This is a genomic window from Paraburkholderia sediminicola (assembly GCF_046026895.1).
GTDB lineage: Bacteria > Pseudomonadota > Gammaproteobacteria > Burkholderiales > Burkholderiaceae > Paraburkholderia > Paraburkholderia sediminicola_C.
Genome location: NZ_JAQQEU010000072.1, coordinates 1 through 15,567 on the forward strand (window position 1 = coordinate 1; position 15,567 = coordinate 15,567).

Consider the following 15,567-nt stretch of genomic DNA (forward strand, 5'->3'; position numbering starts at 1 on the left):
CGACGAAGTGGTGCGCCGTGAAATGCGCCAGCTGGAAAGCTCGTGGTTCGACTCGAACCGGCTCGCGCTGTCGAAAGACCGGATCAACCGTCTGGGCTACTTCACCGATGTCGACGTGACCACGGTGCCGGTTGAAGGCACGCCAGACCAGGTTGACGTGGACGTCAAGGTGGCCGAAAAGCCGACCGGCGCGATCACGCTGGGCGCGGGCTTCTCGTCGACCGACAAGGTGGTGTTGTCCGCCGGCGTGTCGCAGGACAACGTGTTCGGTTCGGGCACGAGTCTCGCGGTGAACATCAATACCGCGAAGACGTACCGTACGCTGACGGTCACGCAGGTCGACCCGTACTTCACGGTCGACGGCATCAAGCGCATTACCGACGTCTACTACCGCACGTACCAGCCGCTGTACTACTCGACGGATTCGAGCTTCAAGATCGTCACGATCGGTGGCGACCTGAAGTTCGGCATTCCGTTCTCGGAAGTCGACACGGTGTACTTCGGCGCGGGCCTCGAGCAGAATCAGCTGGATGTCGACGCGAACACGCCGGCCTCGTACAAGCAGTACGTTCAGGACTTCGGGCGCGTGTCGAACAACGTGCCGATCACGGTGGGCTGGTCGCGCGACGCGCGTGACAGCGCACTGGTGCCGAGCCGCGGTTACTTCACCCAGGCAAACGCCGAATACGGCACGCCGATCGGCGGCACTCAGTACTACAAGGCCGACCTCAACGCGCAGTACTATTATTCGTTTGCGCGCGGCTTCGTGCTGGGTTTCAACTTCCAGGGCGGCTACGGTAAGGGCCTGGCCGGGAAGCCTTATCCGATTTTCAAGAACTACTACGCGGGCGGTATCGGTTCGGTGCGGGGCTACGAGCCGAGTTCGCTCGGACCGCGTGATGCGACAACGGGTGACCCGATCGGCGGTTCGAAGCTGCTGGTGGGTAACATCGAGTTGACGTTCCCGTTGCCGGGCACCGGGTACGACCGCACGTTGCGTGTCTTTACGTTCCTCGATGCGGGTAACGTGTGGGCGGACGCAAGCAACGCCGCGACGTCGACGGGCGCAAACGGCTTGCGGTACGGCTACGGTGTGGGTCTGGCGTGGATCTCGCCGATCGGCCCGCTCAAGCTGAGCCTGGGTTTCCCGCTCACGAAGCACACGGGCGACCAGTATCAGAAGTTCCAGTTCCAGATCGGGACGGCGTTCTGATCACCGCCGCGGCGGCCCGCCAAACTACGGTATCGAGAGGATGACTTTGCTAACCGGTATGTTTTCGAAACGTGTAGCGTGCGCAATGGCGCTGGCAATGACCTTGGGCGTCGGGGTAGCGCACGCGCAGGAGGCGAGAATCGCCGCGGTGAATTCCGACCGCATCCTGCGCGAATCGGCAGCGGCGAAAGCCGCCCAGGTCAAGCTCGAAGCCGAATTCGCCAAGCGGGACAAAGATCTTGCCGACATGGCGCAGAAGCTGAAGTCGATGTCCGATTCGCTCGACAAGAACGGCGCGTCGATGTCGCCGGCCGATCGCGCGCAGAAGCAGCGCGATCTGTCGCAACTAGACACGGACTTCCAGCGCAAGCAGCGCGAATTCCGCGAAGATCTGAATCAGCGACGCAACGAAGAACTGGCGGCGGTGCTCGACCGCGCCAACAAGGTCATCAAGCAGATCGCCGAGGCGCAGCACTACGATCTGATCGTGCAGGAAGCGGTGTACGTGAGCCCGCGTATCGATATCACTGACCAGGTGCTCAAGGCGCTGGCGGCGTCGGGTAACTGAGGCGCGCACGCTGCGCCTCGAACCGGCAGGCGGCATCAGCCGGCCGCGCGTGGCCGCAATGACAGGTTGGACTGAACAGCAGGAGACAGGATAGGCATGGCATTTACGCTCGAGGACATCGTCCAGCGGTTCGGCGGTACGGTAGTCGGCAACGGTTCGCAGCGCGTCGGCAGTCTGGCGCCGCTCGACCAGGCGGGCCCGGACCAACTGGCGTTCCTCGCCAATCCGAAGTACCTGTCGCAGGTCGAAACGACTCGCGCCGGCGCGGTGTTGATCAACGCCGGCGACCTCGCGAAGCTGGCATCGCGCGAAGGTCGTAACTTCATCGTCACGCCGAACCCTTACGCTTACTTCGCACGCGTCGCGCAAACCTTCATCGACCTCGCGGCTCCCAGGGCGGTGCCCGGCGTGCATCCGAGCGCCACCATCGATCCGTCAGCGCAGATCGCTGCGAGCGCGGTGATCGGTCCTCACGTCACGGTGGAAGCGGGCGCCGTGATTGGCGAACATGTGAGGCTCGACGCCAATGTCGTGATCGGCCGCGGCACGGGCATCGGCGCGAACTCGCATCTCTATCCGAATGTCACCGTGTACCACGGCTGCAAGCTCGGCGAGCGCGTGATCGTGCACGCGGGCGCGGTGATCGGCTCGGACGGTTTCGGCTTCGCGCCGGACTTCGTCGGCGAGGGCGATGCGCGCACCGGCAGCTGGGTGAAGATTCCGCAGGTCGGCGGCGTGTCGATCGCCGCGGACGTCGAAATCGGCGCGAACACCACGATCGATCGCGGCGCGATGGCCGACACGATCATCGAAGAGTGCGTGAAGATCGACAATCTCGTGCAGATCGGCCATAACTGCAAGGTCGGCGCGTATACGGTGATCGCCGGTTGCGCGGGCATCGCGGGCAGCACGACGATCGGCCGCCATTGCATGATCGGCGGCGCGGTCGGGATTGCCGGGCACGTCACGCTGGCCGACTATGTGATCGTCACCGCGAAGTCGGGTGTGTCGAAGTCGCTGTTGAAGCCCGGCATGTACACGAGCGCGTTCCCGGCCGTGAACCATGCGGACTGGAACAAAAGCGCGGCCTTGCTGCGCAACATCGACAAGCTTCGCGACCGTATCAGGGCGCTCGAAAACGCTGCGGCGCACACTTCGGGCCATGCCGCGACCCCTGCAGCGGGCAGTTCAGCAGCCGACACAACAAGTAATTCCGCAGGCGACCAGGCCTGATATCCGGGGGCGGGCTGCTAGCACCGCGTAAAATAGCGGGCAAGCATTACGAAGCAAAGACGGTTGCCGTGACCGGGTGGCACGGCCGCCGGATCATGGCGGGCGCCGGCAGCACGCGTTTTCAACCACCTGCACCAGCATCCGCAGTCATCACCGCGCAGTCAATGCGTGAGCAGAAACACCATGAGCACCGAAAAAATCAATCTCGACATTCATAAGATTCTCACGCTGCTGCCACATCGTTACCCGATCCTGCTGGTCGACCGGGTGCTCGAACTCGAGCCGCACAAGAGCATCAAAGCGTTGAAGAACGTGTCGATCAACGAGCCGTATTTCCAGGGGCATTTTCCGACCCGTCCGGTGATGCCCGGCGTGCTGATTCTCGAAGCGCTCGCGCAAACCGCAGCCCTGCTGACGTTTTCGGAAGAGCCGAGCGATCCGTCGAACACGCTGTACCTGTTCGTCGGCATCGACAATGCGCGTTTCAAGCGGGTCGTCGAACCGGGCGACCAACTGATCCTGAACTGCACGTTCGAGCGTCATATGCGCGGCATCTGGAAGTTCAAGGCGCGCGCCGAAGTGGATGGCGTCGTGGCGGCGGAAGCCGACCTGATGTGCGCGGTCCGGCACACGGACAAAGACGCTTAAGTCCGCGTCCAGGCGGCCGGCGTCCGGGCGGTCAGCGGCTCGACACGAGCGCGGCCAGCCTTGGCCGAAGCCCATCCACACAACGCAACAGAATCAGAAGCGAGGACGCATGAGCAGGATTCATCCCACTGCGATCGTCGAACCGGGCGCACAGCTCGACGAATCCGTTGAAATCGGACCGTACGCGGTGATCGGCGCACACGTGACGATCGGTGCGCGCACCACCGTCGGTTCGCATAGCGTGGTCGAAGGCTACACCACGCTCGGCGAAGACAACCGCATCGGCCACTACGCGTCGGTCGGCGGCCGTCCGCAGGACATGAAGTACAAAGACGAGCCGACCCGGCTCGTGATCGGCAACCGCAACACGATCCGCGAATTCACCACGATCCACACCGGCACGGTGCAGGACGCGGGCGTCACCACGCTCGGCGACGACAACTGGATCATGGCGTACGTGCACATCGGGCATGACTGTCACGTCGGCAACAACGTAATTCTGTCGAGCAATGCGCAGATGGCCGGCCACGTGACGATCGGCGACCACGCGATCATCGGCGGCATGTCGGGCGTGCATCAGTTCGTGCGCATCGGCGCGCATTCGATGCTGGGCGGCGCGTCGGCGCTGGTGCAGGACGTCCCGCCGTTCGTGATCGCCGCCGGCAACAAGGCCGAGCCGCACGGCATCAACGTCGAAGGCTTGCGCCGCCGCGGCTTCTCGCCGGATGCGATTTCGGCGCTGCGCACGGCCTATCGCGTGCTGTACAAGAACGGCCTGTCGCTGGAAGAAGCGAAGGTGCAACTGCGCGAACTCGCGTCGGCCGGCGGCGACGGCGATGCGCCGGTGCGCACGCTGCTCGCATTCGTCGAAGCGTCGCAACGCGGCATCATCCGCTAAGCGATGGCATTGCAACCCAGTCCGCTGCGCGTCGCGATGGTGGCCGGCGAGCCGTCCGGCGACCTGTTGGCGGCGTCGCTGCTCGACGGTCTCGCGAGCCGTCTGCCGGACGCCACCCAGTACTACGGGATCGGCGGCCCGCGCATGATCGCCACGGGTTTCGACGCCCACTGGCCGATGGAAAAGCTGACGGTGCGCGGCTATGTCGAAGCGCTGCGGCACATCCCCGAGATTCTCGGTATCCGCAACGAGCTGAAGCGCCAGCTGCTGGCCGAGCCGCCGTCCGTGTTCGTCGGCGTGGACGCGCCCGATTTCAACTTCGGGCTCGAACACGCACTGCGCGACGCGGGTATTCCGACCGTTCACTTCGTCTGTCCGTCCATCTGGGCGTGGCGCGGCGGACGCATCAAGAAGATCGCCAAAGCGGTCGATCACATGCTGTGCGTGTTCCCGTTCGAAACGGCGCTGCTGGAAAAGGCGGGCGTTGCGGCATCGTACGTGGGGCACCCGCTCGCTGACGAAATTCCGCTCGTGCCTGACACGCTCGGCGCGCGCCGTGCGCTCGGCCTCGCTGAACAGGGGCCGATCATCGCGGTGCTGCCGGGCAGCCGGCGCTCGGAAATCGACCTGATCGGTCCGACTTTTTTCGCCGCGATGGAAATGATGCAGCACCAGGAGCCCGCTCTGCGTTTCGTGATGCCCGCGGCCACGCCGGCCTTGCGCGAGATGCTGCGGCCACTGGTCGAGGCGCACCCGGGCCTCGCGCTGACCATCACGAACGGCCAGTCGCAGCTCGCGATGACCGCCGCCGACGCGATCCTCGTGAAGAGCGGCACCGTGACGCTCGAAGCCGCGCTGCTGAAAAAGCCGATGGTCATTTCGTACAAGGTGCCCTGGCTGACCGGCCAGATCATGCGCCGCCAGGGCTATCTGCCGTACGTCGGTCTGCCGAATATCCTGGCCGGGCGTTTCGTGGTGCCGGAGATCCTGCAGCACTTCGCCACCCCGCAGGCGCTCGCCGAAGCCACGCTGAAACAGTTGCGCGACGCGGCCAACCGGCGCACGCTGACGGAAATCTTCACGGAGATGCATCACGTGCTGAAGCAGAACACCGCGCAGCGTGCGGCGGAAGTCGTGGCGAGCGTCATCGAAAAGCGGACGGCGCGGCCGTGACCACGGCACGCGCACCCCGCCGCAAGACCGCTACCGTCGCTGGAGTGGCCATGCGGCAGGTCGGCCTGAACTTCGAGGCGGCGGACGACATCGTCTGCGGCGTCGATGAAGCAGGGCGCGGGCCGCTGGCGGGTCCGGTCGTCGCGGCAGCGGTGATTTTCGACCCGGCCAAGCCGATGATTCGCGGGCTCGACGATTCGAAAGCACTCACTGCGAAAAAGCGCGATGAGCTGTACGAGAAGATCGTCGACCGGGCGCTCGCATACTGCGTCGCGTCGGCCACGGTCGAGGAAATCGATTCGCTGAACATCCTGCACGCCACGATGCTGGCGATGAAACGCGCGGTCGAAGGTCTGTCGGTGGTGCCCACGCTCGTGAAGATAGACGGCAATCGCTGTCCGACGCTGAGCATCCGCAGCGAAGCGGTGATCGGCGGCGACGCGCTCGTCAAGAGCATTTCTGCGGCGTCGATCCTGGCCAAAGTCACGCGTGACCGGATGCTGCTCGAATTGCATCAGAGCTATCCGGTGTACGGCTTCAATGCCCATGCCGGCTACGGCACACCGCAGCATCTCGCGGCGCTGCGCGAGCATGGACCTTGTGAGCATCATCGGCGCTCATTCGCGCCGGTGCGCGAAGCGCATCTGCGCTTCGGCACGGGCGTGCCGCTGCCGGCCGCCGACATGGTCGTCGTGCCCGGCACGCTGGCAGACGCGATCGCCGACGACGACGCGTTCGGCGAATACATCGGCACCTGAACCTCACCCGAGCGCCGCGAGCCTTCTCACGCGTCGCTCATTCTTTTCCTCATTCTCACCGTCTTCGCTGCCTGTGAAAGCCATCACCTCGCGGGACAATCCGCTCTACAAGCGCCTGAAGGCATTGGCCGGCTCGACGCATCAACAGCGTCGCAGCGGCCACGCGCTGCTCGAAGGGTTTCATCTCGCGAGCGCGTATCTCGACGTCGCGGGTCAGCCGGAAATGTGCATCGTCACCGATGGCGCATTGCGGCACGACGAAGCGCAAGCGATCGTGTCGCGCATCGAAGATCAGCGCATCGTGACGTTGCCGGACGCGCTGTTTGGCCAGTTGTCGAACGTGGTGCATGGGGTCGGCATTCTGTTGCTGGTCGAAAAACTCGCCACGCCACTGCCCGCGAGCGTCGCGCAGACCTGCATCGTGCTCGACGGTGTGCAGGACGCGGGCAATGTCGGTTCGATCCTGCGCAGCGCGGCTGCCGCCGGCATTCAGCAGGTGTTCTGCGCGCCGGGCACGGCGTACGCATGGTCGTCGAAAGTGCTGCGCTCGGGCATGGGCGCGCACTTCCTGTTGCAGATTCATGAGGATATCGAAGCGTTCGCGCTGATCGAGCGTCTCGCGGTGCCGGTCGTCATCACGGATTCGCACGGCGCCGAGGCGATCTATGATTGCGATCTGAGCGGACCGCTCGCGTGGGTATTCGGCAACGAAGGGGCGGGCGTCTCGCAGATCTGGCGCGACGCGGTCTCGTTGCGGGTGACGATTCCGCAGCCTGGCGGCATGGAGTCGCTGAATGTGGCGGCCGCGGCGGCCGTCTGCGTATTCGAACAGTGCCGTCAGCAACGCGGGCGCGCGTGACGGTTTTGAGCGCGGCGGCTCAATACGCCGGCCGGTCCAGCTTGATCTCCTGCAGAATCGTCGTCGCGATCTCCTCGATCGACTTATGTGTCGACGACAACCACTTGATCCCTTCACGCCGCATCATCGTCTCGGCTTCGTTGATCTCGTAGCGGCAGTTTTCCGGCGCCGCGTACTTGCTGCCCGGACGGCGCTCGTTGCGAATCTCCGACAAACGCTGCGGATCGATCGACAAGCCGAACATCTTCGGCCGATGCGCAAGCAGCGGCGTGGGCAGCTTGCCGCGCTCGAAGTCTTCCGGAATGAGCGGATAGTTGGCCGCTTTCACGCCGTACTGCATCGCCAGATACAGGCTCGTCGGCGTCTTGCCGCTGCGCGACACGCCGACCAGAATCACGTCGGCGTCGGCGAGATTGCGGTTCGATTGACCGTCGTCATGAGCCAGCGAGAAATTGATCGCCTCGATCCGGTTCTTGTACTCCTCGGTGTCGGCGTTCTGGTGGCCGCGGCCCATCGCGTGGCTCGACTTCAGCTCCAGCTCCTGTTCGAGCGGCTCGACGAAGGTCTGAAACATATCCAGCACCAGCGCGTTCGAGCCTTTCACGATCTGATTCGACGCGCTGTCCACCAGCGTAGTGAACACGATCGGACGGCGGCCGTCCTGCTGGATTGCTTCGTTGATTTTTTCGAGCGTCGCGTAGGCCTTTTCCGTCGAGTCGACGAAAGGCACGCGAACCAGACGGAATTTCTGGTCGAACTGGGAGAGGATCGAATGCGCGAAGGTTTCGGCAGTGATCCCGGTACCGTCGGAGACGATGAATACGGTGGGCGGCATCAGTGGAGCTGGGAACGTGAGCGGCAAAAAGCGCTCGAATCAAACATCGCTGCGGTGAGTTCGCTGCCCGGTGGCTAACCGGTGAGGGCAGTGTCGTCGACGCAGCGCGCCGTGGGCGCCCCAACCGCGCCCGGATGGCGGCGGAGCCTCGCAAAAAGCCCGTCGGCCGGTGCCGGGCGCGATTCGAGGCGCAATTCTCGTCCGACTGCCACATTTCAGGAGTCGGCACGGTAGAATAGCGGCAACCTGTTGGATAAGCAATTGCAGGCGATTGGCGCCTAACTGACCGCGAACGGTCGTTCAACGCGACGATTTCGGCCGGTAACTAGCGGTGAATGGGGTGGATCGGCCGGTAAGCTCGGCCATTCGCTTCCTTCGTTGCATTTCTGACGCGCTACGCTGCAGTAGGCGCCGCTGCCTTTACTGCGATTGCTTCTCCAACAGGTTGTGCAAGACACGGATCACGCTTCCAATGGGCGTCCCGTGTTCAAGCCCACTTGCACAGCCGTGAATTTCTTTCACACTTAGGGGCTTGTATGACTAACGCAGTTACCGTCGCAAAGGACAAGGCGTATGTAGTTCCGTTCGAGCAGTTGCGGATGACCGATGTGGAGATTGTCGGCGGCAAGAACGCGTCGCTTGGCGAGATGATCAGTCAGCTCGCTGAAGCCGGCGTGCGGGTGCCGACCGGCTTCGCCACCACGGCGCTGGCTTTCCGCGACTTCCTGCATCACAACAATCTGACTGAACGTATCGCCAAACGTCTCGAAACGCTCGACGTCGACGACGTGAAGGCGCTCGCCGAAGCGGGCAAGGAAATCCGTCAATGGATCGTCGACGCGCCGCTGCAGCCGCAGCTCGAGGCGGACATCCGCGCGGGGTTCGACACGCTCCAGAACAGCTCGCCTGAAGAGCTGTCGTTTGCCGTGCGCTCGTCGGCAACGGCGGAAGACTTGCCGGACGCGTCGTTCGCGGGTCAACAGGAAAGCTACCTGAACGTGGTCGGCATCGACGACGTGCTCGATCGCATGAAGCACGTATTCGCGTCGCTGTACAACGACCGCGCTATCTCCTATCGCGTCCACAAGGGCTTCACTCACGCGGAAGTCGCATTGTCGGCGGGCGTGCAGCGCATGGTGCGCTCGGACGTCGGCGCGGCAGGCGTGATGTTCACGCTGGACACCGAATCGGGCTTCAAGGACGCCGTCTTCATCACGTCGAGTTACGGCCTGGGCGAAACCGTCGTGCAAGGCGCGGTGAATCCGGACGAGTTCTACGTCTTCAAGACCACGCTCGCACAGGGCAAGTACCCGATCATCCGCCGCTCGATCGGCTCGAAGCTGATCAAGATGGAATTCACCAAGGCCGGCGAGCAGGGCCGCGTGAAAACCGTCGACGTGTCGCACGAACAGCGCAACCGCTTCTCGATCACCGACGCAGATGTGATCGAACTGGCGAAGTACGCGGTCATCATCGAAAAGCACTACCAGCGTCCGATGGACATCGAGTGGGGCAAGGACGGCCGCGACGGCAAGATCTTCATTCTGCAGGCGCGTCCGGAAACGGTGAAGAGCCAGGCGTCGGGCAAGGCCGAGCAGCGTTTCAAGCTGAAGGGTCAGTCGAACGTGCTGACCACGGGCCGCGCGATCGGCCAGAAGATCGGCGCGGGTCCGGTGCGCGTGATCCACGATCCGTCGGAAATGGACCGTGTGCAGCCGGGCGACGTGCTGGTCGCCGACATGACCGACCCGAACTGGGAGCCGGTGATGAAGCGCGCGTCGGCGATCGTCACGAACCGCGGCGGGCGCACCTGCCACGCGGCGATCATCGCGCGTGAGCTGGGCGTGCCGGCGGTGGTCGGCTGCGGCGACGCAACCGACGTGCTGAAGGACGGCGCGCTCGTGACCGTGTCGTGCGCGGAAGGCGACGAAGGCCGGATCTACGACGGCCTGCTCGAAACCGAGATCACCGAAGTGCAGCGCGGCGAACTGCCGCCGATTCCGGTGAAGATCATGATGAACGTCGGCAATCCGCAACTCGCCTTCGACTTCTCGCAACTGCCGAACGCAGGCGTGGGTCTGGCGCGGCTCGAATTCATCATCAACAACAACATCGGCGTTCACCCGAAGGCGATTCTCGAATACCCGAACGTCGATCAGGACCTGAAGAAGGCGGTGGAAAGCGTCGCTCGCGGTCACGCATCGCCGCGCGCGTTCTACGTCGACAAGCTGACCGAAGGGATCGCGACGATCGCTGCGGCGTTCTATCCGAAGCCCGTCATCGTGCGTCTGTCGGATTTCAAGTCGAACGAGTACAAGAAGCTGATCGGTGGTTCGCGTTACGAGCCGGACGAAGAAAACCCGATGCTGGGTTTCCGTGGTGCATCGCGCTACATCGCCGAAGACTTCGCCGAAGCGTTCCAGATGGAATGCATCGCGCTGAAGAAGGTGCGTGAAGAGATGGGCCTCGACAATGTCGAGATCATGGTGCCGTTCGTGCGCACGCTGAAGCAGGCGGAGCGCGTGGTCGGGCTGCTGGAGAAGTTCGGCCTGAAGCGCGGCGAAAAGGGCCTGCGCCTGATCATGATGTGCGAAGTGCCGTCGAACGCGATTCTCGCCGAAGAATTCCTGCAATTCTTCGACGGTTTCTCGATCGGTTCGAACGACCTCACGCAGCTCACGCTCGGCCTCGACCGCGACTCCGGCATGGAACTGCTGGCGGTCGATTTCGACGAACGCGATCCGGCGGTCAAGTTCATGCTCAAGCGCGCGATCGAAACCTGCCTGCGCCTGAACAAGTACGTTGGCATCTGCGGCCAGGGCCCGTCGGATCATCCAGACTTCGCGCAATGGCTGACGGACGAAGGCATTGCGTCGATCTCGCTGAACCCGGACACGATCATCGAGACGTGGCAGCAACTGGCGAAGTCGGCGAGCAAGTAAAGCGCGCGGCATGCCGCTTCCCAGGCGGCATGCCGCTTCCCAGGCGGCATGCATAGCGTGATGTGCGGTACGCCGAGCGCGAGTTGAGGCGCACTGTATCGGCCGCTAAAACGCACTCGCTTCGTGCTATAAACACCCCGGTAGATCCGGGGTGTTTTGCTTTGTGGAGGTCGACGTGGCGCCAGGTGGATTGTTCTGGTGGATCGGGGCGGGCGTGCTGGTCGTGCTGGAGCTGATCAGCGGCACCTTCTATCTGTTGATGATCGCGCTGGGCTGCGTGGCCGCCGCGCTTGCGCACTTGGCCGGCGCCGCGGCCGACGTGCAGTTCGCGGTGGCCGCGGTCGTCGCGCTGGCGGCGGTCGTGCTGCTCAGGCGTTCGCGCTTTGGCCGCCGCAAGCGTGAGAAGGCGTCGCGTAATCCGGACGTCAATCTGGACATCGGTCAGACGCTGACCGTGCCGGCGTGGCACGAGCGCCGGGCGCGCGTCAGTTACCGTGGCGCGGCATGGGACGTCGAACTGGCTGCGGGCGAGCCCGAAGATGCGCGGCTCTACGAAATCACGGAGCTGCGCGGCAGTTGTCTCGTCGTGGTGGCGAGCCGGCAGGCGAAAGCCAACGCGAGCGCGGCCTGAGCGCACGCGCTTGTGTGCGAGCTTGTGCCGCGTTTGTGCCGCGTTTGTGACCGCATTCTAGTCAATACGCACAACTATTCGAATCACAGAGACCGGAGGGCAAGTATGGATTCAACCATCGTCGGGGCAGTGCTGCTGATCGTCGTGATCGTGCTGGCGTCGCAGACCATCAAGATCGTGCCGCAGCAGCATGCGTGGGTGCTGGAGCGCCTCGGCCGGTATCACAGCACGCTGACGCCGGGCTTGAGCTTCGCGTTTCCGTTCGTCGACCGGATCGCGTACAAACACATCCTCAAGGAAATTCCGCTCGAAGTGCCGAGCCAGGTCTGCATCACGCGCGACAACACGCAGTTGCAGGTGGACGGCGTGCTGTACTTTCAGGTCACCGATCCGATGAAGGCGTCGTACGGGTCGAGCAACTTCGTGTTCGCGATCACGCAGTTGTCGCAGACCACGCTGCGCTCGGTGATCGGCAAGCTGGAACTCGACAAGACCTTCGAGGAGCGCGATTTCATCAACCACAGCATCGTGTCGTCGCTCGACGAAGCGGCGGCGAACTGGGGCGTGAAGGTGCTGCGCTACGAGATCAAGGACCTGACTCCGCCGAAGGAAATCCTGCATGCGATGCAGGCACAGATCACCGCCGAGCGCGAGAAGCGCGCGCTGATCGCCGCGTCCGAAGGCCGCAAGCAGGAGCAGATCAATATCGCGTCGGGTGGCCGCGAAGCGGCGATCCAGAAGTCCGAAGGCGAGCGGCAGGCGGCGATCAATCAGGCACAGGGCCAGGCGTCGGCGATTCTCGCTGTGGCCGAAGCCAACTCGCAGGCAATCCAGAAAATCGCGGCGGCCATTCAGTCGAACGGCGGCATGGAGGCGGTGAATCTGAAGGTGGCCGAACAATACGTGAACGCGTTCAGCAATCTGGCGAAGCAGGGCACCACGCTGATCGTGCCGGGCAACCTGGCGGACATGAGCACGATGATCGCATCGGCGCTGACGATCGTGAGCAAGGGCAAGGACGCGGCCGACGCGCGGTAGGCGTTGCAGCAGGCGGATTCACCTGCTGCAAAAACAGATGGCCCGCAGAGTGTGCGGGCCATTTTTTGTCGCGCGCTCGCGGCGCGGTGGCGATGGGTTAGACGTGCTGGGGCAGGCGCCTCGTCTCAGGTGTCGCTCAGCTCGGCGAGCGCATCAAACGCGCTTTCTCGCGTTCCCAATCGCGCTTCTTCTCGGTCTCGCGTTTGTCGTGCAGCTTCTTGCCTTTGGCGAGACCGATCTCGCATTTGACGCGGCCTCCCTTGTAATGCAAGTTCAGCGGCACGAGCGTGTAGCCGCGCTGCTCGACCTTGCCGATCAGTTTGCTGATCTCTTCGGCATGCAGCAGCAGTTTGCGCGTGCGCACGGGGTCCGGGTGGATATGGGTCGAAGCCTCGGGCAGCGGGCTGATGTGCGTGCCGATCAGGAATAGCTCGTTATTGCGGATCACCACATAACCTTCCTTGATCTGGCCGCGCCCGGCGCGCAGCGCCTTGACCTCCCATCCTTCGAGCACGAGCCCTGCTTCGTAGCGTTCTTCGACCGAGTAGTCGTAGAAGGCTTTTCTGTTGTCGATAATGCTCATGAATGGAAAGTGCCCAACTCGTTTAAAATCACGATTTTAGCAAAGCGGGGCAAGGAAAGCCCGCGGCGCTTGTCCACCCTTGCCACGTGCTGTTCAATTTATGGCGGATGTCCAGAAAACCGTGTTGATCCGCCATTCGGCGGAACAGATGTTCGACCTCGTCACCGACGTCGCCGATTACCCCAACTTCCTGCCTTGGTGCGGGGGAGTCGAAATCCGCCACCGCGACGATACCAGCATGGAGGCGAAGATCGACATCAACTTCAAGGGCATCAAGCAGCATTTCGCCACGCGCAACAGCATGGAGCGTCCCACGCGCATCGACATGGAATTCGCGGACGGCCCGTTTCGCAAGTTCACCGGCTTCTGGCGCTTCACGCCGTTGCGCGCGGATGCCTGCAAGATCGAATTCGCGCTGCACTACGAATTCACCAACATCATCCTCGAAAAGATCATTGGGCCGGTGTTCAATCACATCGCCAATACGTTCGTCGAATCTTTCGTGAAGCGCGCCGATCAGCGCTACGGTAAGGCATGAGCGCGCGCCTGTCGATCGAAGTCTGCTACGCGGCGCCTGAAGGGCAGGCGCTGATCGCCGTGGAGTTGCCCGAAGGCGCCACGCTGCAACAGGCGCTCGACGCGAGCGGCATCCTGCAGCGCTATCCGCAGATCGATCTCGCCACACAGAAGGTGGGCGTGTTCGGCAAGCTCAAGCCGCTCGACGCGGTGCTGGCCGACCACGATCGCGTCGAGATTTACCGGCCGCTGCTGGTGGACCCGAAGCTGTCGCGTCAACGCCGGGTGGAGAAGACCCGCAAGGCGGGGTCGATAGAAGGGCGCCGCTGGCAGAATCGCGATTCGCGGTAGGCGGGGCGGGCGAGTGCGGGTAGCGCGGCTTGGGGCTGAAAGGCGCCTCCGGGGGCGCCTCGTTGGCGCAAACCGCTGTGAACCGGGCCGCTGGCCGCGTTGATTCGCGTTGAATCAGTGATGGTCGAACCCGGCATGAAGGAGCGATACGAACGCCGCGCTGGCCGCATTCGCGTCGTCCCATCAGTGCGCCGAAAACGGTGCGTTGCCGGTCACGGAGCGCGACGACACCGCAACGTGGCGCGCCCTCCCGCACTCCCTCTCAAGGCGCCGAAACCTGCGCCTTTTCCTTGATACGCCCGACTTCCGCCGAATCATCGTCCGCATGCTGGCGCACCGACCAGCACACTCCGGCCACCAGCAGCAGGATGGCCGCCAGTTCCAGCGGACGCGGCAGGCGCTGGTCGTAGATGAACGCGTAGAGCAGCGCGAAGAGCGTCTCGAACACGATCATCTGGCCGGACAGCGTCAGCGGCAGCCGTTTCGATGCGGCATTCCACAGTCCGTTGCCGAGCCACGACGCACCGATCGCGAGGCCGAGGTTCAGCATCCAGAACGTGTGCCAGCGCGGGTCGGCAAGCTCGCCTTGCGGGCCGCCCGACGGCAGCAACGCGATCACGAGCCACAGCGCCGCGCCGAGCGCCCCCGTCACCACGCCCCACAGCACGGACCACTCGTTGCCGCTGAAGTGCGTCTGACGCTGCAGATAGCGCGCGTTTTCGACCGCGAACCACGTCCAGCAGCCCAGCGCGCCGACCGCGCAGGCGACCCCGAGCAGCTTGGTGGCGACGCTCACGGGCGTACTGCCGGCCACGGTGAACACGTCGATGTTGATGCAGACGATGCCCGCCATCACCACCGCGAGCGGCCATGCGAGGCGGGCAAGCGGCACTGCGCCATGATCGCGGCGGCCGAGCAGCGTTACCGTGACCGGCAGCACGCCGACGATCAGCGATGCCGGCGCAATGCCGATCAGATGGACGGCGGCCGTCAGCAGCAGGTAATAGATGAGATTGCCGGCCAGCGCCAGCTTGACGAGCGCGCCCAGATCCTCGCGCGTCAGGCGTTTGACGAGCGAGCGCGCCATCGGCAGCGCGGCGGCCAGCGAGACGATGCCGTACATCGTGTAGCGGCCCGCGCTCAGCAGCAGCGGCGAAAAGTCTGGCAGCACGCGCGGCACCAGAAACACCATGCCCCATAAGGCCCCGGCCATCACTCCATATGCCACACCGCGCTGCATCGACTGCCCCTGCAAATAACTCGAATGGCCCGGAGAATAGCCGGTCGGCGGGCTGCGCGTCTTGTTCGATTCTGCATTCGA

At 63.7% G+C, this 15,567-nt stretch carries 16 protein-coding genes; 13 read left to right on the forward strand and 3 right to left on the reverse strand.

Annotated features, from left to right (window positions below; translation table 11 throughout):
* The 8 genes from bamA to PQR02_RS32250 form a co-directional block, all read left to right on the forward strand.
* Positions 1 to 1,213: outer membrane protein assembly factor BamA (gene bamA / locus PQR02_RS32215; protein ID WP_408241229.1), on the forward strand; the 1,213-nt coding region annotated here is incomplete at its 5' end.
* A gap of 46 nt (positions 1,214 to 1,259) precedes the next feature.
* Complete coding sequence (locus PQR02_RS32220) at positions 1,260 to 1,781, forward strand: OmpH/Skp family outer membrane protein (RefSeq protein WP_188130690.1); 522 nt, start codon at positions 1,260 to 1,262, stop codon at positions 1,779 to 1,781.
* A gap of 96 nt (positions 1,782 to 1,877) precedes the next feature.
* Complete coding sequence (gene lpxD, locus PQR02_RS32225; RefSeq protein ID WP_408241232.1) at positions 1,878 to 3,014, forward strand: UDP-3-O-(3-hydroxymyristoyl)glucosamine N-acyltransferase; 1,137 nt, start codon at positions 1,878 to 1,880, stop codon at positions 3,012 to 3,014.
* Between the two features lie 183 nt (positions 3,015 to 3,197).
* Positions 3,198 to 3,662 carry a 3-hydroxyacyl-ACP dehydratase FabZ gene (gene fabZ, locus PQR02_RS32230; RefSeq protein WP_006048683.1) on the forward strand — a complete coding sequence of 155 codons (465 nt, stop codon included), beginning with the start codon at positions 3,198 to 3,200 and terminating at the stop codon, positions 3,660 to 3,662.
* Positions 3,663 to 3,771: 109 nt separating this feature from the next.
* The gene (gene lpxA, locus PQR02_RS32235; RefSeq protein WP_408241235.1) at positions 3,772 to 4,560 is read left to right on the forward strand and encodes an acyl-ACP--UDP-N-acetylglucosamine O-acyltransferase; all 789 of its coding nucleotides are present in this window, start codon (positions 3,772 to 3,774) and stop codon (positions 4,558 to 4,560) included.
* A gap of 3 nt (positions 4,561 to 4,563) precedes the next feature.
* Positions 4,564 to 5,733: a lipid-A-disaccharide synthase gene (lpxB, locus tag PQR02_RS32240; RefSeq protein WP_408241238.1), complete on the forward strand. Its 1,170-nt coding sequence runs from the start codon at positions 4,564 to 4,566 to the stop codon at positions 5,731 to 5,733.
* Positions 5,730 to 6,491, forward strand: coding sequence for a ribonuclease HII (gene rnhB, locus PQR02_RS32245; RefSeq protein ID WP_408241241.1), 762 nt, complete (start codon positions 5,730 to 5,732; stop codon positions 6,489 to 6,491). The genes lpxB and rnhB overlap by 4 nt, the downstream gene beginning before the upstream one ends.
* A gap of 73 nt (positions 6,492 to 6,564) precedes the next feature.
* The gene (locus tag PQR02_RS32250; protein WP_408241243.1) at positions 6,565 to 7,350 is read left to right on the forward strand and encodes a TrmH family RNA methyltransferase; all 786 of its coding nucleotides are present in this window, start codon (positions 6,565 to 6,567) and stop codon (positions 7,348 to 7,350) included.
* A gap of 19 nt (positions 7,351 to 7,369) precedes the next feature.
* Here PQR02_RS32250 and ppsR read toward each other — a convergent pair whose 3' ends face one another.
* Positions 7,370 to 8,185, reverse strand: coding sequence for a posphoenolpyruvate synthetase regulatory kinase/phosphorylase PpsR (ppsR, locus tag PQR02_RS32255; RefSeq protein ID WP_149668291.1), 816 nt, complete (start codon positions 8,183 to 8,185; stop codon positions 7,370 to 7,372).
* Between the two features lie 536 nt (positions 8,186 to 8,721).
* Between ppsR and ppsA the strand changes: the two genes are divergently transcribed.
* The 3 genes from ppsA (at position 8,722) to PQR02_RS32270 (ending at position 12,796) form a co-directional block, all read left to right on the forward strand.
* A complete protein-coding gene (gene ppsA / locus PQR02_RS32260; RefSeq protein ID WP_408241247.1) occupies positions 8,722 to 11,127 on the forward strand; it encodes a phosphoenolpyruvate synthase in 2,406 nt (801 codons plus the stop codon).
* A gap of 175 nt (positions 11,128 to 11,302) precedes the next feature.
* Positions 11,303 to 11,758: an NfeD family protein gene (locus PQR02_RS32265; RefSeq protein ID WP_408241250.1), complete on the forward strand. Its 456-nt coding sequence runs from the start codon at positions 11,303 to 11,305 to the stop codon at positions 11,756 to 11,758.
* A gap of 105 nt (positions 11,759 to 11,863) precedes the next feature.
* Complete coding sequence (locus tag PQR02_RS32270; RefSeq protein WP_408241252.1) at positions 11,864 to 12,796, forward strand: SPFH domain-containing protein; 933 nt, start codon at positions 11,864 to 11,866, stop codon at positions 12,794 to 12,796.
* Positions 12,797 to 12,932: 136 nt separating this feature from the next.
* On the opposite strand, the gene smpB is transcribed toward PQR02_RS32270, so the two are convergent.
* On the reverse strand, positions 12,933 to 13,379 hold the full coding sequence (gene smpB, locus PQR02_RS32275; RefSeq protein WP_408241255.1) for an SsrA-binding protein SmpB: 447 nt from the start codon (positions 13,377 to 13,379) through the stop codon (positions 12,933 to 12,935).
* Positions 13,380 to 13,479: 100 nt separating this feature from the next.
* Between smpB and PQR02_RS32280 the strand changes: the two genes are divergently transcribed.
* Both PQR02_RS32280 and PQR02_RS32285 read left to right on the forward strand, forming a co-directional pair.
* Positions 13,480 to 13,917, forward strand: coding sequence for a type II toxin-antitoxin system RatA family toxin (locus PQR02_RS32280; RefSeq protein WP_128592344.1), 438 nt, complete (start codon positions 13,480 to 13,482; stop codon positions 13,915 to 13,917).
* Positions 13,914 to 14,246, forward strand: coding sequence for an RnfH family protein (locus PQR02_RS32285; RefSeq protein WP_408241259.1), 333 nt, complete (start codon positions 13,914 to 13,916; stop codon positions 14,244 to 14,246). The genes PQR02_RS32280 and PQR02_RS32285 overlap by 4 nt, the downstream gene beginning before the upstream one ends.
* Before the next feature lie 262 nt (positions 14,247 to 14,508).
* Here PQR02_RS32285 and PQR02_RS32290 read toward each other — a convergent pair whose 3' ends face one another.
* Positions 14,509 to 15,486: a DMT family transporter gene (locus PQR02_RS32290; RefSeq protein ID WP_408241305.1), complete on the reverse strand. Its 978-nt coding sequence runs from the start codon at positions 15,484 to 15,486 to the stop codon at positions 14,509 to 14,511.
* Between the last annotated feature and the right edge of the window lie 81 nt (positions 15,487 to 15,567).

Excerpts from the sequence above, each read along its gene's own strand:
- ppsA (WP_408241247.1), top strand. The coding sequence starts at position 8,722 with ATGACTAACGCAGTTACCGTCGCAAAGGACAAGGCGTATGTAGTTCCG.
- ppsR (WP_149668291.1), bottom strand. The coding sequence starts at position 8,185 with ATGCCGCCCACCGTATTCATCGTCTCCGACGGTACCGGGATCACTGCC.
- lpxB (WP_408241238.1), top strand. The coding sequence starts at position 4,564 with ATGGCATTGCAACCCAGTCCGCTGCGCGTCGCGATGGTGGCCGGCGAG.
- fabZ (WP_006048683.1), top strand. The coding sequence starts at position 3,198 with ATGAGCACCGAAAAAATCAATCTCGACATTCATAAGATTCTCACGCTG.
- PQR02_RS32290 (WP_408241305.1), bottom strand. The coding sequence starts at position 15,486 with ATGCAGCGCGGTGTGGCATATGGAGTGATGGCCGGGGCCTTATGGGGC.
- lpxA (WP_408241235.1), top strand. The coding sequence starts at position 3,772 with ATGAGCAGGATTCATCCCACTGCGATCGTCGAACCGGGCGCACAGCTC.
- smpB (WP_408241255.1), bottom strand. The coding sequence starts at position 13,379 with ATGAGCATTATCGACAACAGAAAAGCCTTCTACGACTACTCGGTCGAA.
- PQR02_RS32280 (WP_128592344.1), top strand. The coding sequence starts at position 13,480 with ATGGCGGATGTCCAGAAAACCGTGTTGATCCGCCATTCGGCGGAACAG.
- PQR02_RS32270 (WP_408241252.1), top strand. The coding sequence starts at position 11,864 with ATGGATTCAACCATCGTCGGGGCAGTGCTGCTGATCGTCGTGATCGTG.
- PQR02_RS32285 (WP_408241259.1), top strand. The coding sequence starts at position 13,914 with ATGAGCGCGCGCCTGTCGATCGAAGTCTGCTACGCGGCGCCTGAAGGG.
- lpxD (WP_408241232.1), top strand. The coding sequence starts at position 1,878 with ATGGCATTTACGCTCGAGGACATCGTCCAGCGGTTCGGCGGTACGGTA.